The 26,201-nt window shown below is 58.0% G+C and carries 19 protein-coding genes; 8 read left to right on the top strand and 11 right to left on the bottom strand.

Annotated elements, in window-relative coordinates; translation table 11 throughout:
* Window positions 1-177: 177 nt before the first annotated feature.
* Genes ICY20_RS25775 through ICY20_RS25785 form a run of 3 tightly spaced genes read left to right on the top strand, consistent with a single transcriptional unit; the run spans window position 178 to window position 4,621 of the window.
* Window positions 178-2,358: a TonB-dependent receptor gene (locus tag ICY20_RS25775; protein ID WP_194938963.1), complete on the top strand. Its 2,181-nt coding sequence runs from the start codon at window positions 178-180 to the stop codon at window positions 2,356-2,358.
* A gap of 2 nt (window positions 2,359-2,360) precedes the next feature.
* Window positions 2,361-3,692 carry an LLM class flavin-dependent oxidoreductase gene (locus ICY20_RS25780; RefSeq protein WP_159958643.1) on the top strand — a complete coding sequence of 444 codons (1,332 nt, stop codon included), beginning with the start codon at window positions 2,361-2,363 and terminating at the stop codon, window positions 3,690-3,692.
* Window positions 3,689-4,621, top strand: a complete 933-nt coding sequence (locus ICY20_RS25785) for a sulfonate ABC transporter substrate-binding protein (RefSeq protein WP_194938964.1) — start codon at window positions 3,689-3,691, stop codon at window positions 4,619-4,621. The genes ICY20_RS25780 and ICY20_RS25785 overlap by 4 nt, the downstream gene beginning before the upstream one ends.
* Window positions 4,622-4,775: 154 nt before the next feature.
* On the opposite strand, the gene fecE is transcribed toward ICY20_RS25785, so the two are convergent.
* The 6 genes from fecE to ICY20_RS25815 form a co-directional block, all read right to left on the bottom strand.
* The gene (gene fecE, locus ICY20_RS25790; RefSeq protein WP_159958647.1) at window positions 4,776-5,567 is read right to left on the bottom strand and encodes a Fe(3+) dicitrate ABC transporter ATP-binding protein FecE; all 792 of its coding nucleotides are present in this window, start codon (window positions 5,565-5,567) and stop codon (window positions 4,776-4,778) included.
* Between the two features lie 4 nt (window positions 5,568-5,571).
* On the bottom strand, window positions 5,572-6,540 hold the full coding sequence (locus ICY20_RS25795) for an iron chelate uptake ABC transporter family permease subunit (protein ID WP_194938965.1): 969 nt from the start codon (window positions 6,538-6,540) through the stop codon (window positions 5,572-5,574).
* A complete protein-coding gene (gene fecC, locus ICY20_RS25800; protein WP_194938966.1) occupies window positions 6,537-7,526 on the bottom strand; it encodes an iron-dicitrate ABC transporter permease FecC in 990 nt (329 codons plus the stop codon). Before fecC ends, ICY20_RS25795 begins: the two co-directional genes overlap by 4 nt.
* 2 nt (window positions 7,527-7,528) lie before the next feature.
* Complete coding sequence (locus ICY20_RS25805; protein ID WP_407692641.1) at window positions 7,529-8,443, bottom strand: Fe(3+) dicitrate ABC transporter substrate-binding protein FecB; 915 nt, start codon at window positions 8,441-8,443, stop codon at window positions 7,529-7,531.
* Between the two features lie 264 nt (window positions 8,444-8,707).
* Window positions 8,708-11,095 carry a TonB-dependent receptor gene (locus ICY20_RS25810; RefSeq protein ID WP_194938967.1) on the bottom strand — a complete coding sequence of 796 codons (2,388 nt, stop codon included), beginning with the start codon at window positions 11,093-11,095 and terminating at the stop codon, window positions 8,708-8,710.
* 74 nt (window positions 11,096-11,169) lie between these two features.
* On the bottom strand, window positions 11,170-12,096 hold the full coding sequence (locus tag ICY20_RS25815) for a LysR family transcriptional regulator (protein ID WP_159958657.1): 927 nt from the start codon (window positions 12,094-12,096) through the stop codon (window positions 11,170-11,172).
* Window positions 12,097-12,229: 133 nt separating this feature from the next.
* Here ICY20_RS25815 and ICY20_RS25820 point away from each other — a divergent pair, with 133 nt between their 5' ends.
* Together ICY20_RS25820 and ICY20_RS25825 are read left to right on the top strand one after the other, a co-directional pair.
* A complete protein-coding gene (locus tag ICY20_RS25820) occupies window positions 12,230-12,670 on the top strand; it encodes a nuclear transport factor 2 family protein (RefSeq protein WP_159958659.1) in 441 nt (146 codons plus the stop codon).
* Between the two features lie 26 nt (window positions 12,671-12,696).
* The gene (locus ICY20_RS25825) at window positions 12,697-13,812 is read left to right on the top strand and encodes an alkene reductase (RefSeq protein WP_194938968.1); all 1,116 of its coding nucleotides are present in this window, start codon (window positions 12,697-12,699) and stop codon (window positions 13,810-13,812) included.
* On the opposite strand, the gene ICY20_RS25830 is transcribed toward ICY20_RS25825, so the two are convergent.
* Genes ICY20_RS25830 through ICY20_RS25840 form a run of 3 tightly spaced genes read right to left on the bottom strand, consistent with a single transcriptional unit; the run spans window position 13,779 to window position 16,249 of the window.
* A complete protein-coding gene (locus ICY20_RS25830; RefSeq protein WP_159958663.1) occupies window positions 13,779-14,231 on the bottom strand; it encodes a hypothetical protein in 453 nt (150 codons plus the stop codon). The genes ICY20_RS25825 and ICY20_RS25830 overlap by 34 nt on opposite strands.
* Window positions 14,232-14,288: 57 nt before the next feature.
* On the bottom strand, window positions 14,289-15,569 hold the full coding sequence (locus ICY20_RS25835) for a HAMP domain-containing sensor histidine kinase (protein WP_194938969.1): 1,281 nt from the start codon (window positions 15,567-15,569) through the stop codon (window positions 14,289-14,291).
* Window positions 15,566-16,249: a response regulator transcription factor gene (locus ICY20_RS25840; protein WP_194938970.1), complete on the bottom strand. Its 684-nt coding sequence runs from the start codon at window positions 16,247-16,249 to the stop codon at window positions 15,566-15,568. The genes ICY20_RS25835 and ICY20_RS25840 overlap by 4 nt, the downstream gene beginning before the upstream one ends.
* A gap of 176 nt (window positions 16,250-16,425) precedes the next feature.
* On the opposite strand from ICY20_RS25840, the gene bamA reads away from it, so the two are divergent.
* The 3 genes from bamA to ICY20_RS25855 all read left to right on the top strand — a co-directional run bounded on the left by bamA (window position 16,426) and on the right by ICY20_RS25855 (window position 21,963).
* Window positions 16,426-18,792 carry an outer membrane protein assembly factor BamA gene (gene bamA, locus ICY20_RS25845; protein WP_194938971.1) on the top strand — a complete coding sequence of 789 codons (2,367 nt, stop codon included), beginning with the start codon at window positions 16,426-16,428 and terminating at the stop codon, window positions 18,790-18,792.
* A gap of 83 nt (window positions 18,793-18,875) precedes the next feature.
* Window positions 18,876-19,646 carry a lipopolysaccharide biosynthesis protein gene (locus tag ICY20_RS25850; RefSeq protein ID WP_194938972.1) on the top strand — a complete coding sequence of 257 codons (771 nt, stop codon included), beginning with the start codon at window positions 18,876-18,878 and terminating at the stop codon, window positions 19,644-19,646.
* Between the two features lie 412 nt (window positions 19,647-20,058).
* Window positions 20,059-21,963 (top strand): NHL domain-containing protein, encoded by a 1,905-nt coding sequence (locus tag ICY20_RS25855; protein ID WP_194938973.1) that lies wholly within the window; start codon window positions 20,059-20,061, stop codon window positions 21,961-21,963.
* A 40-nt stretch (window positions 21,964-22,003) separates the two neighbouring features.
* On the opposite strand, the gene ICY20_RS25860 is transcribed toward ICY20_RS25855, so the two are convergent.
* Complete coding sequence (locus tag ICY20_RS25860; protein ID WP_194938974.1) at window positions 22,004-23,344, bottom strand: hypothetical protein; 1,341 nt, start codon at window positions 23,342-23,344, stop codon at window positions 22,004-22,006.
* A gap of 227 nt (window positions 23,345-23,571) precedes the next feature.
* The gene (locus tag ICY20_RS25865; RefSeq protein WP_194938975.1) at window positions 23,572-25,542 is read right to left on the bottom strand and encodes an acyltransferase family protein; all 1,971 of its coding nucleotides are present in this window, start codon (window positions 25,540-25,542) and stop codon (window positions 23,572-23,574) included.
* Between the last annotated feature and the right edge of the window lie 659 nt (window positions 25,543-26,201).

Raw genomic sequence — 26,201 nt, forward strand, 5'->3', positions numbered from 1 at the left:
ATAGGACTAATTTTTCAGTATTTGACGTTCTAAAGCATACCTCACAATAATGCCGATGTTAGCGCTAACAAAGCGCTTTGTCTGCTACTCGCTCGAGCGAATGCCAGAGACGAATTCACAGGCGCTACCGTCGCAGAACGGCAGCGGTTCAGGGCATTTTTTTCGAGCGGGCACAGCATGCACAACTTCCAACGCACAACGTTATTGATCCTCGCCGGGCTGACGGCCCTGCCCGCCTTTGCGGCCGATGAGCAAGAGCCGACGCTCAAACCGGTGACCGTCACCGCCACGCGCCGCGAAGAGTCGCTGCAAAAGGTCCCGGTGGCGGTCTCGGTGCTCGACGGCGAGCAGCTTGAGCGCGACAACCGCAACGGCGTGGCGAGCATTGCGCAGCAAGTGCCGTCGCTGAATTTCCGCACCGGCGCGTCCAACAAGGACACCTCGCTGTTCGTGCGCGGCGTGGGCACTATTTCAACCTCCCCCGGCGTTGAGCCAACCGTGGCCACGGTGATCGACGGCGTGGTCTACGCCCGCCCCGGCCAAGCCACCCTCGACCTGCTCGACCTGGAACGCATCGAAGTGCTGCGCGGCCCACAAGGCACGCTGTTCGGCAAGAACGCCTCGGCCGGTGTGCTGAACATCACCAGCAAGGCGCCCACCGCAGAGACTCACGGTTATATCGACCAGTCCTACTACAGCGGCAACGAAAGCCGCACCCGTTTCGGCATTGGCAGCAGCCTGGTGCCGGATGTGCTCAAGGGTTCGGTCAGCACCTTGTTTGGCAGCTACGACGGTAACGTCGACAACAAACACAACGGCCAAGAGGTCAACGGCTACAACCACAAGGGCATTCGCGGCAAGTTGGAGTTCACCCCTAACGACGACCTGAAACTGACCCTGATCGGCGACTACATGCAGTCCCACGACGACGCACCTAATGGCGTGGTGAGCAAGTCCCTGACGCCTGCGTTCACCAACGCGCTGAGCCCGGTGCGCGCCTCCAGCGACAACCGCGACATCAACACCGACACCCGAAGCCATGTGGAAGACACCAACAAAGGCCTGTCGGCGCAGTTGGACTGGAATCTGGGCGACTACACCCTCACCTCCATCACCGCCTGGCGCGGCTGGGACAACACCCAATACCAGGACGGCGACCGCCTCGGCACCGTGACTGCCGCGTTCCCCGGTACTGCTGACAAAGGCCAGCTGGAATTCAACCAGTACTCCCAGGAACTGCGTCTTGCCTCACCCAAGGGCGAATTCCTGGAGTACGTCGGCGGCCTGTTCTACATGCACGGCAAGGACGAGGAAACCTATCAGCGCACCCTTACCACCACCACGCGCACCGACCGTGGCATCGCCGACTACAGCACCACCAACGACAGCTACGCGGTGTTCGGTGAAACCACGCTGAATTTCACCTCGCGCTTTCGCGGCATCGCCGGCTTGCGCTACACCCACGACGACCTGAAATACGATCATCGCCGTGTTTCCACCTCGGCCACCACGGTCAGCGGCATTCAACCGGCCACGTCCAGTTCGGGCTCGGTGGATGAAGACGGCTGGTCCGGCCGCCTGGGCGTGCAGTACGACATCACCGACAACGTCACCAGCTACCTGACCTATTCCCGTGGCTACAAAGGCCCGGCCTACAACGTGTTCTTCAACATGCAGCCGCGTGACACCGACGCCCTCAAGCCCGAGACCTCCAACACCTGGGAAGCAGGGATCAAGGCCACCGCGTGGAACAATCGCCTGACCACTAACCTCGCGGTATTCCACAGCGACTACGACAACTACCAGGCCAACTTTTTCGACACCGTCGCCGGCCAGGTAGTGACCCGCCTGATCAACGCCGGCAGCGTCAGCACCGAAGGCGTCGAGTTGGATTACGCCTTGCAGGCCACCCAGCAACTCAAGCTCTCCGGCGCCCTGGCCTACACCCGTGCACGCATCGATGAATTCGCCTGCCCGGCGGGTGCCGCGGCTACGTGCAACGTCAACGGCAAGCCGCTGCCTTACAGCCCGGACTGGAAAAGCTACGTACGCGCCGACTACAGCATCCCGCTGGATAACGGCCTGGACATCGAACTGGGCACCGACTACAGCTGGCAAAGCGAAGTGCAGTACGACATCAGCCAGAACGTCGACACCAAGCAAGGGGCTTACGGCATCTGGAACGCCAGCGTAGCCCTGGCCGACTACACCAACGGCTGGCGCGTGGCCTTGCTGGCCAAGAATCTTGCCGACAAGTCTTACTCGCCGATGCTGGCCAGCGGCGGCAACTACATCTACCGCGCCGTGCCCCGTGACGATGAACGTTACTTCGGCGTGCAACTGCGCAAGGACTTCTAAACATGAGCCGTCAACTGAAACTCGGCGCCTTCCTCATGGCCACCGGGCACCACGTCGCCGCCTGGCGCCACCCGGATGTGCCGGCGAATGCAGGGCTGAATATCGCCCAGTACAAACACCTGGCGCGCGTCGCTGAGGCGGCGAAATTCGATGCCCTGTTCGTGGCCGACAGCGTTGCCGCCGCCACGGGTGAGATCGCCAGCCATATGGCGCGTTCGGATCATTTCGAACCGCTGACCTTGCTCTCGGCGCTGAGTGCAGTGACGGACCACATCGGCCTGATCGCCACGGCGACCACCACCTATAACGAGCCCTACCATGTGGCGCGCAAATTCGCCTCGCTGGATCATCTGTCCGGCGGGCGCGCGGGCTGGAACCTGGTGACGTCGGACGCTGCCGCCGAAGCGCAGAATTTCGGCCGTGATGAACACCTGGGCCATGGCGAACGCTACAGCCGCGCCCGCGAGTTTCATCAGGTGGTAACCGGCCTGTGGGACAGCTGGGAAGACGACGCCTTTGTGCGCGACAAGGCCAGCGGCAACTACTACGACCCGGCCAAATTGCATGTGCTGGACCACGTGGGCGAACACTTTCGCGTCAAGGGCCCGCTGAACGTAGCGCGCTCGCCTCAAGGCCAGCCGGTGATCGTGCAGGCGGGTTCTTCGCAAACCGGTCGTGAGCTGGCGGCGCAAACTGCTGAGGTGGTGTTTACCGCCCAGACGTCACTGGAGAATGCCCAGACGTTTTATGCCGACCTCAAGGGCCGTCTTCAAGCGTACGGACGCGATGAGAATTCGCTGAAAATCATGCCCGGCGTTTTTGTAGTGGTCGGACAGACCGAGGCTGAGGCCCAAGCGAAGTTCGAGGCGTTCCAGGATTTGGTTGAGCCCGAAGTCGGCGTCGCGCTGCTTGGGCGCATGCTCGGTAACTTCGACCTGTCCGGCTACCCGCTGGACGGGCCGCTGCCGGAGCTGCCGTTGACCGACAGCGGGCAGCGCAGCCGTCAGCAATTGCTCAGTGATTTGGCGCTTCGCGAGAACCTGACCCTGGCCCAGTTAGGTCGAAGGATTGCGGGTGGTCGCGGGCATTACAGCCTGATTGGCACGCCTGCGCAGATCGCCGATGAGCTGCAACGCTGGTTCGAAAACGGTGCGGCGGATGGCTTTAATATCCTGGTACCGCACTTGCCGGGCGGGCTGGAGGACTTCGCCGAGTGGGTCGTGCCCGAGCTGCAACGGCGCGGCCTGTTCCGCACTGAATACACGGGCTCCACCTTGCGCGAAAACCTCGGCTTGGCGCGCCCAGAAAACCGTTTTAAAAAGGACGACGCATGAAGATTCCAGCGCTGTTATTGGCCCTGCTAGCCGTGACCCAAACCACATTGGCTGCCGACCCGGCCACCTTGCGCATCGGCTACCAGAAAGGCTCCATCGCCCTGGTGCTCGCCAAGGAACATGGGCTGCTGGAAAAACGCTTCCCACAGACCGATGTGAAATGGATCGAATTCCCCGCCGGGCCGCAGATGCTTGAAGCATTGAACGTCGGCGCCCTGGACGTGGGCTCCACCGGCGATATCCCGCCGCTCTTCGCCCAGGCGGCCGGCGCCGACCTGGTCTACATCGGCGCTGAACCGCCCAAACCGACCGCTGAAACCATCCTGGTGCGCAACGGCAGCCCGCTGCACTCGGTGGCAGACCTGAAGGGTAAGAAAGTCGCCTTTCAGAAGGGCTCCAGCTCACACAACGTGATCCTGCGCGCGCTGAACAAGGCCGGTCTGAGCTACAAGGACATCCAACCGGTGTACCTGCCGCCCGCCGATGCCCGTGCGGCGTTCGAGCAAGGCAGCGTGGATGCGTGGGCAATCTGGGAACCGTATTCGTCCCTGGCGTTAAGCCAAAGCCCGAGCCATGTGCTGGCCAATGGTGAAGGGTTGGGGTTATCGGGGCCGGTGTACACCGCGCGGCGCGAGTATGCGAAGGCTAATGGGGCGTTTGTGCGTGACGTGCTGGATGAACTCAGTGCGGCAGAAGCGTTGACCCGTAGCCAGCGTGAAGACAGCTTGAAGGTGCTGACCGGGTTTATGGGGCTGCCTGCCGAGGTGATTGCGCGTTACATGGACAACCGCCCGCCTTCGCCGATCCTGCCGATTGACGACAAGATCATCCAGGCGCAGCAGGCGACGGCGGATTTGTTCTATCAGAACAAGTTGCTGCCCAAGGCCATCGACGTGAACAAGGCTGTATGGAGGCCCGAAGCCGACTAAGATCCAAATGTGGGAGGGGGCCCGCCCCCGATGGCGGTGGGTCAGCCACAGATATATCAACTGACACTCCCTCATCGGGGGCAAGCCCCCTCCCACATTTGAACTGCATCAGGCTTGAGTGCAGAGTAAAACCCCAGCCACCTTTGGAACTCCGTCAGGCTTGAGACCGTGTGCTTTTCTCAATCAGGCACATCGGGGTTCCGGCAATCGGCTCCTGCATCACCTGCACCTGCACATCAAACACCTGCCGCATCAGTTCGACACTGATCACCGCCCCCGGCTCACCATCGGCCACCAATTTGCCGGCATGCATCACCGCCAAGTGATCTGCATACCGGCAAGCCTGGTTGATATCGTGCAACACCGTAATCACTGTCTTGCCCTGCGCAGCCAACTCCCTCATCAAATCAAGCAACTCAACCTGATGGCTGATATCCAGGTAGGTGGTGGGCTCATCCAGCAACACTACCGGCGCGTTCTGCGCCAGCACCATCGCCAGCCATGCGCGTTGGCGCTGGCCGCCGGACAAATCGGCCAGGGCGCGATCCGCCAATACGTCCAGTTCCAGGCGCTGCATGGCTTGGGTCACATGGGACTGGTCACTGCCGCTCAGGCGCCCCCACAACGCGTTGTGGGGGCTGCGGCCATACGCGACCAACTGGCGCACGCTGACGCCTTCCGGCACCGGCAACACCTGGGGCAAGAACGCAATCTGGCGCGCCAACTGGCGGGCGCTCAGGCTGGCGTAGGCCTGGCCATCCAGGGTCAATTCACCCTGGGTCGGCTTGAGAATGCGCGCAAACGCCTTGAGCAAGGTGGACTTGCCGCAGCCGTTGGGCCCAATCAATGCGGTGACCTTGCCCGCCGGTGGCGTGAACGACAACCCTTGCACGATGCGCGTCGCGCCGTAACCAATATCGAGCTGATGTGCCTGCAAAATACTCATGTGATCAGCCCTTGAACCGTGCCAGCAACCAAAGAAAATACGGCGCGCCAATCACGGCCGTGAGCACCCCGGCGGGGATTTCGCTGGGCGCGATCAGCGTGCGGCCCAGTGTGTCGGCCAACACCAGCAGCAACGCGCCGATCAACATCGCAGCGGGCAACAGACATTGGTGATGCCCGCCCACCAAGCGCCGTGCCATATGCGGTGCGACCAGCCCGACAAACCCAATCGGCCCGATCACGCCAACACCCAGGCTGGTAAGCAGCACCGCGCACGCCATCGCCAGCCAGCGCGTGCGGTTCAGCGCCGTGCCCAGGCTATGGGCGGCCTCATCGCCCAAGGCAATCAGGTTCAGCGGTTTGGCCAGGCACAGGCCCAGCGGGATCAACACCAGGAACGGCAGCACCAGCGCCACATGGTGCCAGTTCCGGCTCCACAGGCTGCCGGTGAGCGCGAGCAACGCGGTGTTGATATCCAGCGGATGGGACAGGATCAAAAACTCGGTGACGCTGGACAAGGTCACCGCAATCGCCACCCCGGACAACGCAAAGCGCACCCCAGAGAAACTCACGCCGGTGTTGTACAACGCCAGCAGTAACGCACCGCCAGCGCCGCCCAGGCACGCCACCACCGGCAGCCACACGATCGGCAACTGCGGCCAACTGATGATCGCCACGGTCAGCGCCAAGCCTGCGCCCTGGGTTACGCCCAGGATCTCCGGCGACGCCAGCGGGTTACGGATCACGCCCTGCACAATCGCCCCGGCCAGGCCGAACGCGGCACCGGCGAGGATCGCGATCAGGCTGCGTGGCAGGCGATGGTTCCACACTTCGAAGTCGAGGGCGTCGTGGGCCAGCAAACGCTCCAGTACGGTGGCGGGTTTGAGCCACAACGTCCCGGCACTCAGGCTGATAAAGGTGGCCAGCAGCAGCAAGCCGAGCAGCAGCCACAGGCGCAAGCGGGGGCGAATCATAGGGCGCGCCTGGCAAGAAAGAGAAAGAACGGTGCGCCAATCAACGCAGTGACCACACCGGCCGGGGTTTCCACCGGGAAGGCCACAGCGCGGCTGAGCAGGTCGGCGCCCAGCACGATGACGGCGCCCAACGCAGCGCTCAAGGGGATGAGCCAGCGGTAGTCATTGCCCAAAAACTGGCGAAGGATATTCGGCGCGATCAGCCCGACAAAACCAATCGGCCCCACTGCGCAGACACTCGCCCCTACCAACAATAGGCTGGCGATAAACACCTGCAAACGCAGGCTGGCGATGCCCACGCCCAAAGAGCGCGCGGCGTCTTCGCCGAGGTTGATCAGGTTCAGGCGCGGCGCACACCATAGCGCCCATAGGCCGCCGATCAGCGTGCACGGCCAAAGCAACTGCACCTGGGCAGCACCGACATTGGCAAGAGAGCCGGCCAGCCAGTTCAGGACGCTTTGCGCCTGGGCCTCGACCAAAATCACTGTGAGGCGGGTCAAGGCCGCACACAGTGCTGCGACGGCCACACCGGCCAGCACCAAGCGGCCTTGAGCCGTGGTCGGCGACCATGCGCCGCCGAGGCTGAACACCGTGACCCAGGCCAACGCGCCACCCAGGCAGGTCATCAGCAACGCGCCACCGGCAAACGGCGGCGCGACCAAGCCGGTCGAGAACAACGCCAACCCCAACGCCGCCCCCGCCGTCACGCCAAACAGCGACGGCGACGCGAGGCGGTTACGGGTGATGCCCTGCATCAATGCACCAGCCAGGCCCAGGCAAGCACCGACCAACGCCGCACACACCGCACGCGGCACCCGCAACTGGGCAACGATGTAGGCCATATTGCCGCCGACACTGCCCTGATGAATCAGGCCGTTCCAGGCGTCGGCCGCCGTGATCGTGAACGGCGACCAACTGTACAGCGAGAACCAGAACAACACGGCCCCCAGCAGCACCACGCCAACGGCGGCAACACTGCGCGGCACGGTTACTGGCTCAATACGGCTTTGCCGCCTTTAAGAATCGCCAACGCGTCTTCGGCGATCTGCTCCGAGGCCAGCACGCCGCGGTTGCGCGCCCAGCTGTCGCCATCCACTTCGGCGACGTGTTGGTTGCGCACGGCGCCGAGCACTTGCCACAGCGGTTGCTTGCTCCAGGTGTCGACGATGCTGGGGCGACGGTAATGGCCGACCAGCAACCAGCCCGGGTCCAGCGCCAGCAGTTGTTCCAGGCTGACGAATTCGGTGGGCGCGGCCTTGGCACGTACGCTCGGCACTTTCAGGCCGATGGCTTGCAGCACGCTGCCGGCATAGGAGTCCGGGCCGTGCACGGAGAAGCTGTCTTCACGGGCAACGCCAAACAACACGCTAGCGCCGGCAGGAATTTGTTGGGCGATGGCCTTGAGGTTTTCGCGGTTTTTCTGGATGCGCGCTTCCATTTGCGGGCTCTTGCCCAACGCCTTGCCGATCAGCTCGGCGGACTTGAGGCTGCCCTCGTAGTCTTCGCCCCGCGACGGCAGCAACAAGGTCGGCGCAATGCTCGCCAGGTCGCTGTACAGGGCTTGGTGACGGTTGAGGTCGGCGACGATCAGGTCTGGCTTGAGCCGGGCAATTTCCTCGATGCTCGGCTGCGAACGCAGGCCCACCGACTTCCACTGGCCGATGGCCTGGCGTACGCGGGGCAACACGCGGTTGGCGTCACCATCATCGGCGGCGCCGACCGGGGTGACGGCAACAGCGGCGAGGCTGTCTAGAAATGAGAACTCCAGCACCACCACGCGCTTGGGCGCATCTGGCAGATGCACCGCGTGCTGGCCGTCGTTCAGGTCGATAGGGGCAGCGTTGATTACGCTTGAAGAGAACGCCAGCAGGCAGGCGGCCAGGGTGGGGATGAAGCGCAACAATCGCATGGCAAGAACCTCAGCGTTAAAACACCCGGGCTAGACAGGCCTGGGAAAACGGCGGGTACTATTCCATATCGAGGCGGTGTGATCAAAAAACATTCTCATTGGGCTGATGAAGCTAGAACTGACACGGCCGGATAAATGTGGGAGGGGGCTTGCTCCCGATAGCGGTGGGTCAGTCAATTTGTTTGTGGCTGATACACCGCTATCGGGAGCAAGCCCCCTCCCACATGGCCCTCCTCTCGCCGTTGGATCTGCGTCTGACTAAAAGTCGACGGTGGCAGAGAGCAAGTAGGTACGCGGAGTCGCCAGGGTCAGGCCCGGCTCGCTGTCATCCGACGCACCGGCCGAACTCCAGTAGCGTTTGTCCGCCACGTTTTCGACATTCGCCCGCAGGGTCACGTGTTTGTCATCCACTTTGAAGGCATAGCGTGCGCCCAGGTCGATACGGTTCCAGGCGTCGATTTCCTTGACGTTGGACTGGTCCAGGTACTGCGAGCTGGAATGGATGCCGCGACTGGTCAGTGTCAAACCTTCAAGCCCCGGTACGTCCCACTCGGCGCCCAAGTTGACGTTGTACTTGGGCGTGGCCGGCGCACGGTTGCCGTCCCAGGCGCCGTTGGTGGTGTCTTTGAGTTTGCTGTCGATGTACATCACCCCGCCGAGCAAACGCACGCCCTTGATCGGCTCGCCGAACGCACTCAGCTCCACGCCGGTGTTCTGGCGTTTGCCGTTGGGGCCGAACAGATTGCTGACGGCGTTGGTTTCATAGGCCGGTTGCTTGATGCGAAACACCGCAGCGGTCACGGCGAAAGCGCCAGCGTCGTACTTGGCGCCCACTTCCATCTGGCGGCTGATAAAGGGCGGGAAGATCTCGTCTTCGTTGCGCGAGATGGACGGCGCGATCTTGCCCTGGCTCAAGCCTTCCATGTAGTTGGCGTACAGCGACAGCTTGTCGGTGGCCTTGAACAGCAGGCCGCCGGAGGGCGAGACCTTCTCTTCGTCGTAGCCGGTCTTGCCTTTGACGCCGTTGCTCCAGTCCGTCACCTTGACCCGCTGCCAGCGGGCGCCAAGGGTCAGCAGCAGGCGGTCGTCGAAAAAGCCCAGGGTATCGGACAACGCCACGCCGCTGAACTTGTTTTCGGTGTACACCTTGGCGTCCTGGCGCGTGGCCGTGGTCGGCGTGGGGGTTTGCACCGGGTCGTAAAGGTTATTGCCGTTCACCGTCGCGTAACGGGCGCCGCCGTTGGTGAAGTCCATGTCGAAGTAGCTGGCGGCCAGGTTGACCTCATGGCTCACCGACCCGGTATGGAACCAGTTGCGCACACCGGCGTTGTAGGTGCGTACGTTTTCGTCCCGGGTGAAGTCCCTTGGCGACACACTGAAATTGCCCGCGGCGTTGGTCACCGAGACCGCGTGACGCAGGAATTCATGGTTGCTTTTACGTGCACCGAAACCGCCGTACAGCATCACGGAGTCGCTCAGGTCATATTCAGCGTTGACCGTACCGAAGGTGTCCTTGGTGCGGGCCTTGCTCCAGGATTGCGCATAGTTGCGACGCACGTCGTTGGCGCTGGGCACGGGGGCTGCGGCCGCCACTTGCACGCGCTCCTGCGGCGCATCGGTATCGCGCTCTGTGTGGCCGATATCGGTGGAAAGGCGCAGGCGCTCGCCACGGAAATCCAGGCCCAGCACGGCCATTTCGCGGTCGACGCTCTGGTGGTCCCACGTGGTATCGCCGGACTGCTTCACGCCGTTGAAGCGAATGCCGAACTTGTTGTCTTCGCCAAAGCGCCGGCCCACGTCCACCGCGCCGCCGGCCTGGCTGTCGGAGGCCCAGGTGCCGGTGAACGAGTTGATGTCTTTGTCGGTGGCGCGCTTGGGCACCACGTTGATCCCGCCGCCCACGCTGCCTCGGGGCGAGATGCCGTTGATCAACTGGGTGGGGCCTTTGAAGATATCGACGCGGTCGGCCATTTCCATGTCGATGGTGTAGGTCGGCAGCACGCCGTAAAGGCCGTTATAGGACACATCACTGTTGAACAGGCTGAAACCACGGATGGTGAACTGTTCATAACGCCCGCCGGCCGGGTTGGTGGCGCGCACCGAAGGGTCACTGGCAATCAGGTCGCCCAGAGTGCGGGCCTGTTGGTTTTTCACCGCCTCTTGGGTGTAGGTGGTCATGCTGAAGGGGGTTTCCATGAAATCCCGCGTGCCCAACAGGCCTTGGGAGCCACGCCGCGCCACTTGGCCACCGGCGTAGGTATCACCGTCGTACAGGCCGGTGGTGCCAAGGATCGAGGTGGGTGCCAGCTCCAACGTGCTGCCATCCGGCACCGGCATCAACATATAAGCCTGGTCGCCCATGGGTTGCAGTTGCAGGCCCGAGCCTTGCAGCAGGCGCGCGAAGCCCTCTTCCACGCCGAACTCGCCAGACAAACCACTGCTGCTGCGCCCGCTCACCAGGGCCGGGTCCACCGACAGGTTGACCCCTGCCAAGCCGGCGAACCGGGTAAGCGCGGCACTCAGGCTGCCGGCCGGCACCTGGTAGCTGCGACGGGCGTCGTCGGCATAGCTGACGGACGCGAAAAACGGGCTGGCGCTGAGGCTCAGCAGCAGGCTCAGCTTGAGCAAGGGGCGAATTGCGGGCATTGGCGGAAGCTCTCGATTTTGTTCACTTACCCGGAATGACCAGTGAGGCAAAAAAAAGGGACAAGCTATTTGATTTATTTTTCACCGCCGCCAAATACTTCGGTGTGTTGCGCGGCCATTTCCAGCAGTGCGTCCACCACCACTCGCACCTTGGGCTGCACGTAACGGGTGTGCGGCCAGATCACGTGGATCGGCATGGTTGCCCCTGCGCAGTCGTCGAGTACCGTGACCAACGCTCCACTGCGCAGGTGTTCGGCCACCAGCCACGTCGGCAATTGGCACAGGCCGCCGCCGTCGAGAGTCGCCCGCAGCATCATCTCGCCGTCGCCGAACTCATGACGCACGCGTATTTCCTGCTCTTGCACGCTGCCTTTGGCGTTTTTCAGCAGCCAGGCCTTACGCAGCCCGATACGCCAGCCAATGATGCAATCGTGCACCAGCAGATCGGCCGGGCTCAGCAGCAGCGGCGCATGGCGCAGGTACTGTGGCGCGGCGCAGATCACCAGGCGTTGCTCGCCCAAGCGACGGGCCACCAGCTCCGGGTCATCCTTGAGCTCACCGATGCGCACTGCCAGGTCAATGCCTTCGTTGATCATGTCGACCTTACGCTCGCCAAACGTGAGGGTCAGGTCCAGTTGCGAATACCGACCGGCCAACGCGATCAGCAGCGGTGCGATATGCCGGCGGCCAAACGCGGCGGGCAGGTCGATCCGCAAGCGGCCCTTGGGCTCGGCGACACCGCTGAGGAAGCTGCCCTCGACCCCGCGCAATTCCTCCATCACCCGCAGGCAACTGGCCAGGTAAACCTCGCCCTCGTGGGTCAGGCTCAATTTGCGCGTGCTGCGGTGCAGCAACTGGATGCCCAAGCGCTTCTCCAGACGCGTGACGCTCTTGCCCACCGCCGAGCTGGTCACGCCCAACTGCAAGGCCGCTGCGGTAAAGCTGCCCAGTTGGGCGGCCAGGATAAATTCAGGGATGCCGTCGAATTGAAGGGTTTCCATCGCTGCCGTGCCCACAGAAAACCTAGATTCTAGCCTGACAGGATCAACTGAACGTAATTTTACCGGGTTAATCCAACTGACACGCTGGAATAAGCTAGGTGTCACTGTTCAATGACCACCCCAGCGAGGTTCCATGACCGCCGATCTACACCACCTTGTCAGCCTGGAAGCCATTCGCACCCTGCGTCTGCGCTACTGCCATCACCTCGACGCCAACCGCATGGATGAACTTGGCGCGTTGTTTACCGAAGACGCCATTTGCCAGGTCGACCGCGCCGGCTGGACCGGCCGTGATGCCATCAAGGCGGGTTTGGCCCAGGCCTTTCGTGATTTTGATACCGAGCAACGCGGCGAGTACCCCTTCCTGCATGCGGTGTCCAACCACTGGATCGAGATCCTCGATGAAGACCGCGCCGAAGGTCGCTGCTACCTGATCGACTTCGTCACCCAACGCCCCGCCGGGGAAAACCCATTGCTGCTGCTTGGCGTGTACGTCGATGAATACCGCCGCGTCGACGGCAAATGGCTGATCAGCCACACACGCCTGGACGTGGTGTGGCCCGAGCATTCCTAAACCCTTATCACTTGCCGAGAACTCCCATGAGCAACCTGTTCAAACCTTACGACCTGGCGGGCACTGCGTTGACCAACCGCGTGGTGATGGCCCCCATGACCCGTGCCCGTGCGCGGGACGATATCCCGGATGAACACACCGTTCTCTATTACACCCAACGTGCCTCGGCCGGGCTGATCATCAGCGAAGGCGCGCCGATCTCCCGCGAGGGTTGCGGTTACCTGTTCAACCCCGGCCTGTACAACGATGCACAAACCCAAGGCTGGCGCCGGGTGACCGATGCGGTGCACGCCAAGGGCGGCAAGATCTTCGCGCAGTTGTGGCATGTGGGGCGTGTGTCCCATGTGTCGATTCAGCCTGGGGGTGGTGCGCCGGTGTCATCGGTGGCGGTGAGCGCCGCCCGCTCGAATGCCTATGCCTGGGTCGCCGAAGGCCAGCCGGGGCCGATACAGGCCAGCACGCCGCGAGCGCTCGAAACCCATGAGGTGCGTCGCGTGACCGCAGACTTTGTCGGCGCCGCCCGCCGTGCGATCGACGCAGGTTTTGACGGTGTCGAGCTGCACGGCGCCAATGGCTACTTGTTCGAGCAGTTTTTGAATGGCGCATTAAATACGCGTACCGATGAGTACGGCGGCTCCATTGCCAACCGCCAGCGCTTTCTGCTGGAAACCCTGGATGCCCTCGCCAGTGAGATTGGAGGCGAGCGGGTCGGCGTGCGTATCTCACCGTTCGGGCGCCTGTTCGATATGCAGCCGTACGCCGAAGAAGCCGAGGCGTGGCTGAGTCTCGCGGCGGCCATCAATGAATGCAGCCTCGCCTATGTGCATTTGAGCGACCAACTGACGATTGGCGCCGAGGCTATCCCGGCCGGTTTCGCCACGCAGTTTCGCCAGGCCTACCAGGGCACGCTGATTGCGGCTGGCGGTTTCAATCGTGAATTGGCCGATGCGGTGCTGGAAAAAGGCGAGCTGGATCTGGTGGCCTTCGGACGCCCCTTCATTGCCAACCCAGATCTGGTGGAGCGCATGCAGAACAACTGGCCGCTGGCCGAAGGTGATCGCGCCACGTTCTACGGCATTGATGGCAGCCCGACGCGGGGATATACCGACTATCCGGCTGCAACGATCGGATCGGCCGAATAGATGACAGTTTTTGCGCTGTTTTCAGCGACAGCCTGGCGAGTGAAATAGGTGTCACCTTCGTCAGTGAGGATCTCGTAGTCCACTTTGCGCGTGGCGCTGGCGTGCTTGATGATCTTCAGCACACGCTGGAACTTCACGCTTTGCGTGCCGTTCTGGTTGGGCCCGGTCAGCACGCTGACGCTCTGAAACCAACCCGCGTGCTGCTTGTTGGTCACCAGCGCGCTGGTCATCGCCTCGAAGCGCTCCAGCCGGGTGAAGCCCCACAGCGTCTGTTCTGCCACAGTCGCGTCCGGCGTGGCCGCACCGGTAAAGACAAACAGGTTGATCGCCGGGCTGTCTTCGCAGAAGAAGTCATAGGGGACCAGCCCGTCGACCATTTTCCTACCGGGCACGAAGCCCTTTTTGTGCACCTGAAACATCGCCACCTCCGTTCAATCAATGGCGAGAAGTCTAATCAGGCGTGACGTACAGGGCGGTCAAGCCAATGTAATGTCGTGTAAAGATCGTGCGTTGTGCAGGTGGATCTCCACCGTCAGCCCGCCGCGCGCTTCGTTGCGCGCGATGATACTGCCGCCGTGCATTTGCACCGCCCTTGCGGCGATGGCCAAACCCAGGCCGAAGCCGACGCTGGCGTCACCCGCGCCACGTTCGAAGGGGTGGAAGATGCTTTGCAGGCGGTCGCTCTCGACGCCGGGGCCATGGTCGGTAATGCTAACGTTCAGGCGGTTACCGTCGGCGTCGACCTGGGCCACTACCTGCACGGTAGTGTTCGGCCGAGTGTAACGAACAGCGTTGCGGATGACGTTTTCAAAGCAGCGATACAGCAATTCGCCACTGACACAGGCGATAAAGGGTGGGCACGCCTGTAGCTCGACGCGACAGCCTTTGATGCCGGCTTCGAATTGCGCGTCCTCAACAATCATCTTCAGCAACTCAGTGATATCCAGAGACTCGCGCTCAATGCTTTCGGGGCGCCCCTGCAGGCGCGCCAGGGTTAGCAACGCTTCAATAAGCGTGTCCATGCGCTCGGATTCACGCTCGATGCGTTCGAGCATTTCCAAGCGAGTACTGTCCTGGCGAAACAGCCCGATGGCAGCCTGTATTCGCGTCAACGGGGAGCGCAATTCATGAGAGATGTCGTGCAATAGATGTTGCTGGGCGTGCACCAATACTTTCAGTTGGTTGGCCATGCGGTCGCAGTCTTCGGCGAGGTCGACGATTTCATCCCGGCGTTTGCCCATGGCGGGCTTTACACGGGTTTCGAAACGCCCCTGGGCGGCGTCGCTCATTGCACGCTTCAAGTGAGCCAATGGCCAGGCCAGGTAGTAGGCCATGTAGCCGCTGAACAATGCGCTCATCAACGTGCCGATGATCAGCGGAATCTGCCGCCAAGGTCGCCCGTGATCATCAGGGGCATGTGTGGACTTGATCGACAGCGCCAGGCCCTCTTTGCTGATGATCGCGCGCTCATACACCGGCTGCGCAACGGGCAGGCCCGCCAGCAACTGACCCGCACTGTCATAGACGCCGATAGCTTCATCCGGCGGATGCTCCCATACCGTGAGCAGCTGGCCGGCGGCCTCGATACCAAACTGTTGCAGCAGCCGCTCTTCGCTCGCCAGGATAGCCTCCACATGAGGGTCGCCCGGCCGGAAACTGCCCAACTCAAGCACGCCGACACCCGCAAGAAACGTGAAGGTAGTGGCCAGCCAGAAGGCCAGGAACAGTTTCCAGAACAGCAGGCTGGGCTTGCTCATTCGGCAATCAACAAGTAACCGAGGCCGCGCACGCTTTGAATCCACGCCTTGGCGTCCGGACGTGGCCCGAGTTTTTGCCGGATGCTGCTGATGTGTACGTCGATGCGGCGGTCGTAGCGGGTCAAGGGGCAGCCCAAGGCGTTGAGTGACAGGTCCTTTTTACTCACCACCTGCCCGGCGCTGCGGGCGAGTTCTTCAAGCAGGCTGAACTCGGTACTGGTCACGCCCAATTCGACACCGTTCCACAAGGCCTGGCGCTTGCCGGGCCATAGCACCAGCGCGCCAGTCGTGATCACCTCAGAGGTCGGCTGGCCCGCTGGCTGCACCCTGCGCATGATGGCGCGCATGCGCGCAACCAGCTCGCCGGGGGAGCTGGGTTTGGGCACGTAGTCATCGGCGCCCAGTTCCAGGCCAGTGATGCGGTCGATGTTGTCGCCGCGGGCGGTGAGCAGCACCACTGGCACCTGGCTGGTCGCTCGAATGCGCCGCAGCACTTCGATGCCCGAGCGTTTGGGCAGCATCACGTCGAGCACCACAATGCTGTAGCGCCCCGACAAGGCCTCGATCTCACCCTCCTCGCCGGTGTGCACGGCGCTCGCCGCAAAGCCTTCGCTCGCCAGGTATTGGCTCAGCATTCCAGTCAGTTCCTGGTCGTCGTCGACCAACAGTACGGAGATCATCGCGGGCTCGTCGGTGGGGGGCTGCGCATTATCAGCCCTGCTTGAAGGTTTGCGGCCAACCTTTACCTAACTTGACATTCAGTTAACCGCACCAAACGCGAGGCGCTCTTAAGCTGGATGCTCACCAGTCCGGCCGCGCCGGCGCTGCTTGTCGATGTGTTCTGGAAAAGATCTTGATGAATTTTTCGCGCCTGCTTTGCTCGGTTGCGCTGCTGCTCAATGCCACACTGGCACTCGCCCAGGGTTTCAAAATCTCGGATATTCGAATCAACGGCCTGCAACGGGTATCGGCGGGCAGCGTGTTCGGCGCACTGCCGCTGAACGTCGGCGACGAGGCGGATGACCGGCGCCTGGTGGACGCTACGCGTGCGCTATTCAAGATCGGCTACTTCCAGGACATCCAACTGAGCCGCGAAGGCGATGTGCTAATTATCAATGTAGTCGAGCGCCCTTCGGTTGCCAGTATCGAGTTCGAGGGCAACAAGGCCATCGCCACCGAAGACTTGATGAAGGGCATGAAGCAGTCCGGCCTGGCCGAGGGTGAGATTTTCCAGCGCGCAACCCTTGAAGGTGTGCGCAACGAATTGCAACGCCAGTACGTGGCCCAGGGGCGTTATTCGGCATCGGTCGAAACCGAGGTAATGGCCCAGCCGCGCAATCGGGTGGGGGTAAAGATCAAGATCAATGAGGGCGAAGTGGCGTCGATCCAGCACATCAACGTGGTAGGCAACACGGTGTTCCCCGATGAAGCATTGATCGACCAGTTCACCCTCAAGACCAGCAACTGGCTATCGTTTTTCAAGAATGACGATAAATATGCGCGGGAAAAACTCTCCGGCGACTTGGAGCGCTTGCGCTCGTATTACCTGGACCGTGGCTACATCAATATGGATATCGCTTCGACCCAGGTCTCCATGACCCCGGACAAGAAGCACGTCTATATCACTGTGAATATCCAGGAAGGCCAGAAATACACGGTGCGCGAGGTAAAGCTCAGCGGTGAATTGAAGGTGCCGGAAGATCAGGTGCAATCACTGCTGCTGGTGCAAAAAGGCCAGGTGTTCTCGCGCAAGTTGATGACCACCACCTCGGAACTGATTACCCGTCGCCTGGGCAATGAGGGCTACACCTTCGCCAACGTCAATGGCGTACCACAGGTTGATGATAAAGGTCACACCGTGGATATCACGTTCGCCGTCGACCCCGGCAAGCGAGCCTACGTCGACCGGGTTAACTTCCGTGGCAATACCAAGACCGACGACAAGGTGCTGCGCCGTGAAATGCGCCAGATGGAAGGTGGTTGGGCGTCGACCTACCTGATCGATCAGTCCAAGGTGCGCCTCGAACGCCTGGGGTTCTTCAAGGAGGTCAACGTTGAAACCCCGGCGGTTGCGGGCGTGGACGATCAGCTGGATGTGAACTACGCCGTAGAGGAACAAGCGTCCGGCTCGATTACCGCCAGCGTCGGCTTTGCCCAGAGCGCGGGGTTGATCCTCGGTGGCTCGATCACCCAGAACAACTTCCTTGGCACCGGCAACTACGCAAGCCTGGGGCTGACTCGTTCGGAGTACCAGAGCAAGTACAACATCGGCTTTACCGACCCCTACTTCACCCCGGACGGCGTGAGCTTGGGTTACAACGCGTTCTACAGCAAGACCGACTACAACAAGTACTACGACGATGGCGTGTCGTACTACGCCATCAACAGCTATGGTTTGGGTGCGTCCCTCGGCTACCCGATCAATGAAACCTCACGCTTGAACTTTGGCCTGACGGTGCAGCACGACAGCATCGAGCCGGGCACCTACAGCGCGGATGAGATCTATGATTTTGTCGAGCGAGAAGGCAAGGAGTTCACTAACTTCAAGGCCAACCTTGGCTGGTCGGAGTCGACGCTGAACAAGGGCATACTGGCGACCCGCGGATACGCGCAGAGCCTCAATTTCATGGCGACGGTGCCCGGCAGCGACTTGAGCTTCTACAAGATCGATTACTCGGGGCAAACCTACGTTCCCGTCACCAACAGCACCACCCTGCGCTTCCACACCAAACTCGGCTACGGTAACGGCTATGGCTCGACGGCCAGCCTGCCCTTTTATGAAACCTATACGGCTGGCGGCGAAGGCACTGTGCGCGGCTTTGAAAGCGGCACCCTCGGCCCCCGCAACACCCCGGCCACCGGCACCTATTCCAGTGCTGGCCAGGCGTACTACTCCGACCGCGACACTGAGGCGCTGGGCGGCAACATTCTGATCACCGGCGGCGTGGAATACTTGTTCCCAGTGCCGTTCATCAAAGACAACAAGTCGGTGCGTACCTCGCTGTTTTGGGACGTGGGTACGGTGTACTCGGACAAGTGCTACCTGAGTACGACACAAGGCTGTGGCAGTGTTGACCTGAGCCAGATGGCCAGCTCTGTCGGGGTTGGGGTGACGTGGTACAGCCCGTTGGGGCCGTTAAGTGTGAACCTGGCGTACCCGATCAAGACGCCCGAGAACGCGGATAAGCAAGTGTTTCAGTTCTCGATGGGGCAGACGTTTTGAGGGCCGTGTTTTTATAAAAGGAACTGCGTAAGCGAGCTCAGGTCCGGTAGAGTAGGAGTTATTACTTTATTGCGTAGGGTTCGATGAAACAGATCCCCTCTTACCTGGACCTGCACGATTTTGATGCGTGCCGAAAGACTCATACCGGTGCAGTGTTCATCATTGCATCGGGCCCTTCGGCCAAGTCGTTTCCTCTCGAAAAATTCGCCCACGTGCCGATGATCACGATGAATGGGGCGATTTCGATGTTTCTGAACACTGATGTAAAGCCGCTTTTCTATGCCTGCACCGACAGGAGCTTTTCTGAGCAACAACCTGATTTGTTCAATTACGCAATGGCCGTCAGTCAAAACGTTGCGCTTTGGGAAGACCATGCACGCTCTTTGGAGACGTTCCCCGCAGGGCATCTATACCCGCTAGCCAAGGCATTGCGACCGTCCTGGCTTGATACTGTGCTAGGCAAACACCCAGCACTGGTCACTCGTCGTTCATTACCCGGCTTTCGCGGACGCCCCATTGGGTTCAGCAAAGACATGAGCGAGGGGTTCTTTGATGCGCGAACCGTTGCGTACCTGGCCCTGCAACTGGCCTACCACCTCGGGTTCTCCAAGGTGTTTATGGTGGGCGTTGATTTGAACGAGAAATCCGGGAGATTTTACGAAAACGATGAATCCAGCAAGTCGCCCTGCGGGCTGGATCAGCACTATCACACCCGCATATTGCCGTCGTTTGAGTTAATGGCCAGCAAAATCGTGGGGGATGATTTCAGGGTTTATAACCTGTCTGAGTGTTCCAGAATTCCGGAGAGTGTGGTGCCGCGGGTGGGGTTGGGGGTGGTTGAGGGGTTGCTTTAGTAGTCTGACTTGCTGATTTGCAAAGGTCACAAACGAGAAAGGGGCAATCATCTAAATGATTGCCCCTTTTTCTAATTAAAGTCTGGACCGCGTGATGAAAACACTTTCACTTAACAGCAATACCAGACGCAAGCGCACGCCTGACGATGTTAGAAAGGGATTATGAGGCTCTGCAAAGTCTCTTACATCTCATCTCAGAAACTTCCTACAAGCTTTCCACAAACCTCCTACAGACTTTCGCTAAGAAACCCCCTATCCGTTCGGGTCTATATTCCTGCACCCGCTTCCAACAACAAACGCACGTCGACTCAGATCAAGAAAGCGCTCGAATAGAGCACTGGCTATATTGGAGTTGTTTGTATCTGTATAGCCTTTTGATAAGCTCACCGACTAACTGAAGGCAGGGACTCCAATGAAAATAATACTACTTGTTTCAAGTCTAGCGCTGAGCGCTTGCGGCAACAACACTCTGACCGGACCTGTATCAGGTGAAGTAATATTTGGTATTGATTCTTCAAAGCCTACTCTCGCAGAGAATGCCAGGCTCAATTACCCCGAAGATGCTGTTGAGGCGAAAGATGGATCAATATATGTATCCGATACGCACCTGCATATCATCAGGAAACTCACCGATGGCGTCATGGAGCATTATGCAGGCACATTTGAAGCCGGCTTCAACGGCGACGGCCTAAGAAAATCGGCACGGCTCAATTTCCCTACCGGGCTCCTTATTTCTGAAGACCAAAAATTTTTAACGTTCTCGGACAGCGGTAACAACCTGCTTCGACAGATAGATCTCGACACCGGGATAGTCAAGACCATCGCGGGTAGACCAGGCGAGATTGAGCTTCCAAAAATTGGCGAAACCGCCAGTGAATCGCCAGTAGGCTATGTGGCCTCATTAAAGTACAACTTGAATGGGGAGCTTTGTTTTCCTTCATCACATATTGTAAATGGCATAGCAATTGCGGGCGGCATCTACTGCATCGACAACACTCAAAAGATCCGGACAAACCAGACAACTTCTTCTTATCACTTGAAAAATGCAAAAGATATCTTGATTGATAAAAATGAAACATATGCCACCGAACTGGAAAAACTTTACAGATTCAAAGGCCATGAAAAGCCGAAAGAAGTTGAACTGCAAAGTGGCTATGGAAAGGGCCTTGCCAAGCTAGGTGAAACGCTCTTCGTGGGCAATCACACTTTACTTTATGCTATCGATGAGAGTTTAAACCCGACGGTGGCAGCATCTGGATTCGCGAATATATCGAACGTTAAGCCTTACAAAGAAGGCTTGCTGATCACAGACTCGGACCAGGGCGTACTTTACTCATTCAATGGAACCACAAAAACTCAACTCACAGGTACCAGCGAGCACGCCATAGGCGCGCTGACCAGCGTTGCACAGTACGGTGAAGGTAAGCTGCTAATCCTTGACAATCAGCGCCCTAGGATTTTCATTCACGACATTGCTACCGGTAAGTCGTCGGTATGGGCGGGCACGGGTGAGCAAGGCTGGGCATCAATCAATGTCGACAAGCTAAGCACTAAATTTTATTACCCTACAGCAATTGCCGTAGACAAAAACCTGAACGTTTATGTCTCCGAGCAACACCGCATCATGAAGATCAACAATGAGGGGCAAGTTAGCCGCTTTGCCGGATACGAAAAAGACGGTGATATTGACGACGACAACCCTGAAAATGCGCGCTTCCGATCGATCAGCGGTATGTCTTTTGGGCCACAGGGAACCCTCTATGTTTCTGACACTTACAACAACAAAGTGCGCAAGATCAGCCCAAGCGGGAAAGTGCAAACCTTTGCAGGCAACGGAAGTGTTGGTACACCGGTCGTCGGGCGCACCTCAACTGATATACAGCTAAATCACCCTCTAGGTGTCATTGCCCTTGAAAATGGTGAAGTGCTCATTGCGGACAGCTGGAACAACTCGGTGATACGCGTTGACAAAACAGGCATCGTACACAACTTTGCTGGAAAGCAAGTTCAGTCAATGTATCAGGGAATGGGAAGTTATTCGGGAGATAACCAGCTCGCCATGGAGGCAGGCTTAAATACCCCAGCCAACTTAGCAATTGATACTCGCGGGAACGTATACATTGCAGATCAGTTCAACCACAAGATCAGAATGGTTTCCACAAACGGCAACATCATAACGATTGCTGGCGAGGCCCAAGGGTTCGCGCCAAATGGGAAAAGACTTAACTTCCCCAACGGCTTACAGGTCATTAACGGGTATCTCTATGTTGCTGACAGTGGAAACAGGCTGGTCGCAAGATACAAAGTCGATCAGTAATTTATAGAACAGAGGCAGGATCGCGCGACAATCCTGCCCTCTATGGCTCAAACCAGCCCGTTGGGGTTAGTTGCCCGTTGGATCGAGATCCTTGTAGCGTCCCCGCTGTGGTAATACAGAACGTTTGCGCGTACAGAAAGGCTAGTGATACACCGCCAAATACAAAACTCCTACTTGAAGAATTATCCTTATAGTCATAATTCGAACGAACGATGTGATTTCCCGAGTCGGGGGAAAAGTACTCAGCGTAGTCGCCACCTGATGCAGTGCTCATCCGACACAATGAATCCAACCGAACTCCTGAGGCGAGCGGCGAGATGTAACCCGCGCAGTTGATTGTCGTATTGGTTTGGGCGCCTACAGTATCGGGTGAAAGAATGTATATGCCTTTTGATACAACCTCGATGCCAGTATCGTAGATATTCCTGACCTCTAACGTATCGTAATAGAAAGTAGCCAGATAGCAGAATTCTGCAAAGCCTGGTGGCGCAGGCAAAAGGTAGTCACCAAACGCCAAGGCTCCAACCGAATCAAGCGTGATGCTGTCAGGCGCATTCGCAGTAATCGTCGCTACGCGGCCGCTGAAGATCCCCGCCTCGCTAATCACAAGGCATTTCACCCCAGTGAGGTTGTTTGTCGCTGACCATGCGTAGGTTTGGGCCTGAACTGTGTGTATCCCTTCCCCCGCCTTGTTCAAATTTACAACGAGCCCTACGACGCTGGACACACGCAAAAATGGCATAGTCTTGATTGCCGCAGTGGAACTCGTCGCGTTGGAAACCGCAAAAGCGGCGTACCAGTTTTCAGCCTTTACAACACTTTCAGCTCCGAGACCTGCCGGCGCAATGCTCGCCACCTTTGTACTCATGGGCAGAACCCTGGCACGTCCACCGGTGTAGCCACCCATGAAACGAAATTCACCCATGATCACAAAGTTATTCGAAACATGTACGGTGGTCGCAGAGCCGTATCTCAAAACGGGCCTTGGTCCCGTTGGCCACTGTGTAAAAGGGGTTTGGACAGTATCCGCCAGCGTTACAGGCAGCACTCCACCAGTGGGTACGACTGAAGCTGCCAAACTCGCTGACGCATTGCAGTTTTTTTTCGTTGCCGCGTCCTCGGTGCCTACCGGATATTTACCGCCGCCGATTCGGTGGTTTTCAGCCAGCGCGGTCGTGGTAACGACGCTACCGCCCTGCCCATCCCCTACCCCGTTGACCTTGTAATGCGCACCAAGGATTAGGGTGATTGAAGCGCCCGCAGGGTCAATGCAGGTGATGAGCAAGTCCTCATTCGCGAATAACTTGAAATGAACCGAGTAGTGGGTGATGAGCCCATTTGTCATGAACTTAGCAATGCTATCAACGGTATTTACGGCCACGGTTGTGACTCCTTTCTATGGGCAAAAAAAAGCCCGATCAATATCGGGCCTGATTGGGTGTCGACGGTGTTATCTGGCTATAGCTATACCCAATCGGCACAAAAAAGTCGGATAGGATGAGTACATGACCGGGAGCGAGAACGGTGGACATGGATTTCTCAAGGCCCAGAAAATGCTCTGGCAGATATTGCTTTCGATCTAACTAATATCAATGAATGGAGGCTACGTTATTCTTTCTCTGTAATGCTGAACTGTTTAGCAAACCCTTCAAAAACAAGCACGGACCCAAAACCAGATAAGTGCCCACGGTCAAAAAAAGTCATATCTCTACCATCATAAACTAAGCATTCAAGCGGCCTATCACTTTTACAAAGAACCGACGAGGGGTTGAAATAACTGAAACCATACTTTAAGGACAACCTTTCGAGTATCAAATTTGAATACAGATAGTCATCTGACTGCATAAATTGCCGCTCTTGCGAATAGATAATCTTTCTAGCCACAGACTGCATGGGCTCGACGGAAAAATCTGGCGAATTTCCAAACACTATCACTTGGGCACTCGTGACGCCAATATCTTTAAAAAACCGCTCAACGAGTTCTTCGTAGCGCTTTTCGCCGACAGAAATATAGGAACCCAACCAGTTTGCACCCACAATCATTACATCACCAGTTTTCAAATCTGGAGCTATTGAGTTAACAAACCTATCTGAAAACTCAGCACAACGCCTATCCACATTTTCAACATAAGCAAACGGCCTACAACTGGTCCCTGTCCACTGCTGAATTATAAAATCGCTATTCCCGTAAATACTTCTCACGCCAACCATAAGATGCGCCGCTTCCGAATCACCATAAACAACCAGCCTACGACCATTCTCCACAGAAGTTGCGCACTGTTGCGCTATGAGACTGTCAACACCCTGCCCATAATCTATAAAACATTTACCCAGCCCATACACCGTCATTGTTTCATTGTAGCCGGCGATAGTCCCAAGATTGGCCGCGACTTGTTGCGGAAATATTCTAAATTCAAAGCCGCCGTTTTTATGAGTCATATACCCAATAGCCCCCATCACCACCATAGAGGCCGCAAGAGCGTATGCCTTGCCAGCCCCGCCATCACCGACACGGATAGGACGCTCAATGAATCTATAGGTAATCCAAGCCAGAACCACCGACAGCAGCACTGCTGTCGCAAGCACCTTAACGCTCGGAATATCCCCCTCAATAATTCTCGCAAATGTCAGAATCGGCCAATGCCAGAGATACAGTGGGAAGCTTATCAATCCAACCCAAACCATAAGCCTGTGTGACAGAACAACTCGATTCAGCCAGGCGCCAGGACCGGCAGCTAGCAATAGAACAGTGCCGATTACTGGAACAGCAGCCCACTTCCCAGGAAAACCAATTTCTTCGTCTATCAGAAAAAAACCAAACCCGAGAATCATGGCGCCAGAAATTGATTGCATATTTGATACTATGCTCAACCTCGACGAAACCTGACTGTCGATTCTAGCCTTTACTAGGCTAAGGTATTCGCCTTTGTAAAGAACTGCCCACGCTAGCAAGCTACCGCATAACAACTCCCAAAATCGTGTATGCGGAGAATAGAACGTCACGGTGGGGTTATTTTCAACCCCGACCAAATTCATAGAAAAAGAAATAGTCGCAAAAAATATCGCAATGAAAAAAACGCTGAAGTTTAGTCTCCAGGCAATAATCAGCACAAGCGGCCACACAATATAAAACTGCTCTTCGATACCTAGACTCCACAAATGTAAAAGCGGCTTTGCCTCTGCCGCGCTATCAAAGTACCCAACCTCACTAAGCAACGTAAAGTTTGATATAAAACCAGCGCCTGAAGCTATATGCTTTCCTAGGAGGGCAAATTCATCTGCCAAAAGGACGCGCCATCCAATGACATAGCAGATGACCAACACAAACAGTAAGCTAGGAAATATGCGCTTAATTCGCCTGACGTAAAAATCTCCAATACTGAACATTCCACGATCAAGACTTTTAAATATAATCGTGGAGATCAAGAAGCCCGAGATAACAAAAAATACGTCAACCCCAATGAATCCGCCTCTCAATACTTCGGGAAAGGCATGAAACAAAACGACTGAAAGTACCGCTACCGCCCTGAGACCGTCAATGTCCGGGCGATATTTTGGATGGGACAAATTTGAGGTCATTAGTCTGTTGCTATCCGTAGTAGACGAAGACAATAGGTATTGACTTTTGGGCGCATACTAAGTAATGCCGTTCGACACATTAAGCGTCAAGGCTTGTCCCGGGCGCCACACCACCGAGCCTCGCATAGCAGTGCTCCGTAGATTAGGGTTCAAACCAACCAGTTACTGAGAAGTTAACCCGAACGATCGTATTTGAGTTTGCACCGCCGGTGGCCGGCATTAGAAATTGCCCCCCCCCCGAAGTGCGAGAAAAACGGTCAACGGTGTCGACACCATGTCAGCACTGTCTTTTTTAAATGTATGAACCTCCGGCGTATGGAGGCCTCCATCAATATCGAAGCGGATCTCTGCACGCAAAGGAAAGGAAGATGAGGACAGTTGGTAAGAGGATTGGAGATAAATGCCCGTAGCCAGCGGCGCCATGAAGCGGGAGAAGTCCACCCTCTTGCCTGGTTCGGGAATCGTCCCGTCGAGATATGTAGAGTGCGCCCCATCATTTCCGTGTGCATACACTACGTTCGTGCCGGCCATTTGATCTGGTCAAGTAATCTTGGACACCATTTACGGTTTATCCCACCAGTCGCTCGTGAGCGACTGGTGATCGGTAGCCGTTGTAGCTATGCGGCCGAACGGTGTTGTAACGCGATAAGTAGCGCTGC

Origin of the sequence: Pseudomonas pisciculturae (genome assembly GCF_015461805.1) — a bacterium.
Taxonomy (GTDB): Bacteria; Pseudomonadota; Gammaproteobacteria; order Pseudomonadales; family Pseudomonadaceae; genus Aquipseudomonas; species Aquipseudomonas pisciculturae.

Coding starts and splice junctions, on each gene's coding strand:
- ICY20_RS25830 (WP_159958663.1), bottom strand. CDS start 14,231: ATGTTTCAGGTGCACAAAAAGGGCTTCGTGCCCGGTAGGAAAATGGTC.
- ICY20_RS25820 (WP_159958659.1), top strand. CDS start 12,230: ATGACCGCCGATCTACACCACCTTGTCAGCCTGGAAGCCATTCGCACC.
- ICY20_RS25825 (WP_194938968.1), top strand. CDS start 12,697: ATGAGCAACCTGTTCAAACCTTACGACCTGGCGGGCACTGCGTTGACC.
- ICY20_RS25785 (WP_194938964.1), top strand. CDS start 3,689: ATGAAGATTCCAGCGCTGTTATTGGCCCTGCTAGCCGTGACCCAAACC.
- ICY20_RS25775 (WP_194938963.1), top strand. CDS start 178: ATGCACAACTTCCAACGCACAACGTTATTGATCCTCGCCGGGCTGACG.
- ICY20_RS25810 (WP_194938967.1), bottom strand. CDS start 11,095: ATGCCCGCAATTCGCCCCTTGCTCAAGCTGAGCCTGCTGCTGAGCCTC.
- bamA (WP_194938971.1), top strand. CDS start 16,426: ATGAATTTTTCGCGCCTGCTTTGCTCGGTTGCGCTGCTGCTCAATGCC.
- ICY20_RS25835 (WP_194938969.1), bottom strand. CDS start 15,569: ATGAGCAAGCCCAGCCTGCTGTTCTGGAAACTGTTCCTGGCCTTCTGG.
- ICY20_RS25815 (WP_159958657.1), bottom strand. CDS start 12,096: ATGGAAACCCTTCAATTCGACGGCATCCCTGAATTTATCCTGGCCGCC.
- ICY20_RS25780 (WP_159958643.1), top strand. CDS start 2,361: ATGAGCCGTCAACTGAAACTCGGCGCCTTCCTCATGGCCACCGGGCAC.
- ICY20_RS25850 (WP_194938972.1), top strand. CDS start 18,876: ATGAAACAGATCCCCTCTTACCTGGACCTGCACGATTTTGATGCGTGC.
- ICY20_RS25855 (WP_194938973.1), top strand. CDS start 20,059: ATGAAAATAATACTACTTGTTTCAAGTCTAGCGCTGAGCGCTTGCGGC.
- ICY20_RS25795 (WP_194938965.1), bottom strand. CDS start 6,540: ATGATTCGCCCCCGCTTGCGCCTGTGGCTGCTGCTCGGCTTGCTGCTG.
- fecE (WP_159958647.1), bottom strand. CDS start 5,567: ATGAGTATTTTGCAGGCACATCAGCTCGATATTGGTTACGGCGCGACG.
- ICY20_RS25865 (WP_194938975.1), bottom strand. CDS start 25,542: ATGACCTCAAATTTGTCCCATCCAAAATATCGCCCGGACATTGACGGT.
- ICY20_RS25840 (WP_194938970.1), bottom strand. CDS start 16,249: ATGATCTCCGTACTGTTGGTCGACGACGACCAGGAACTGACTGGAATG.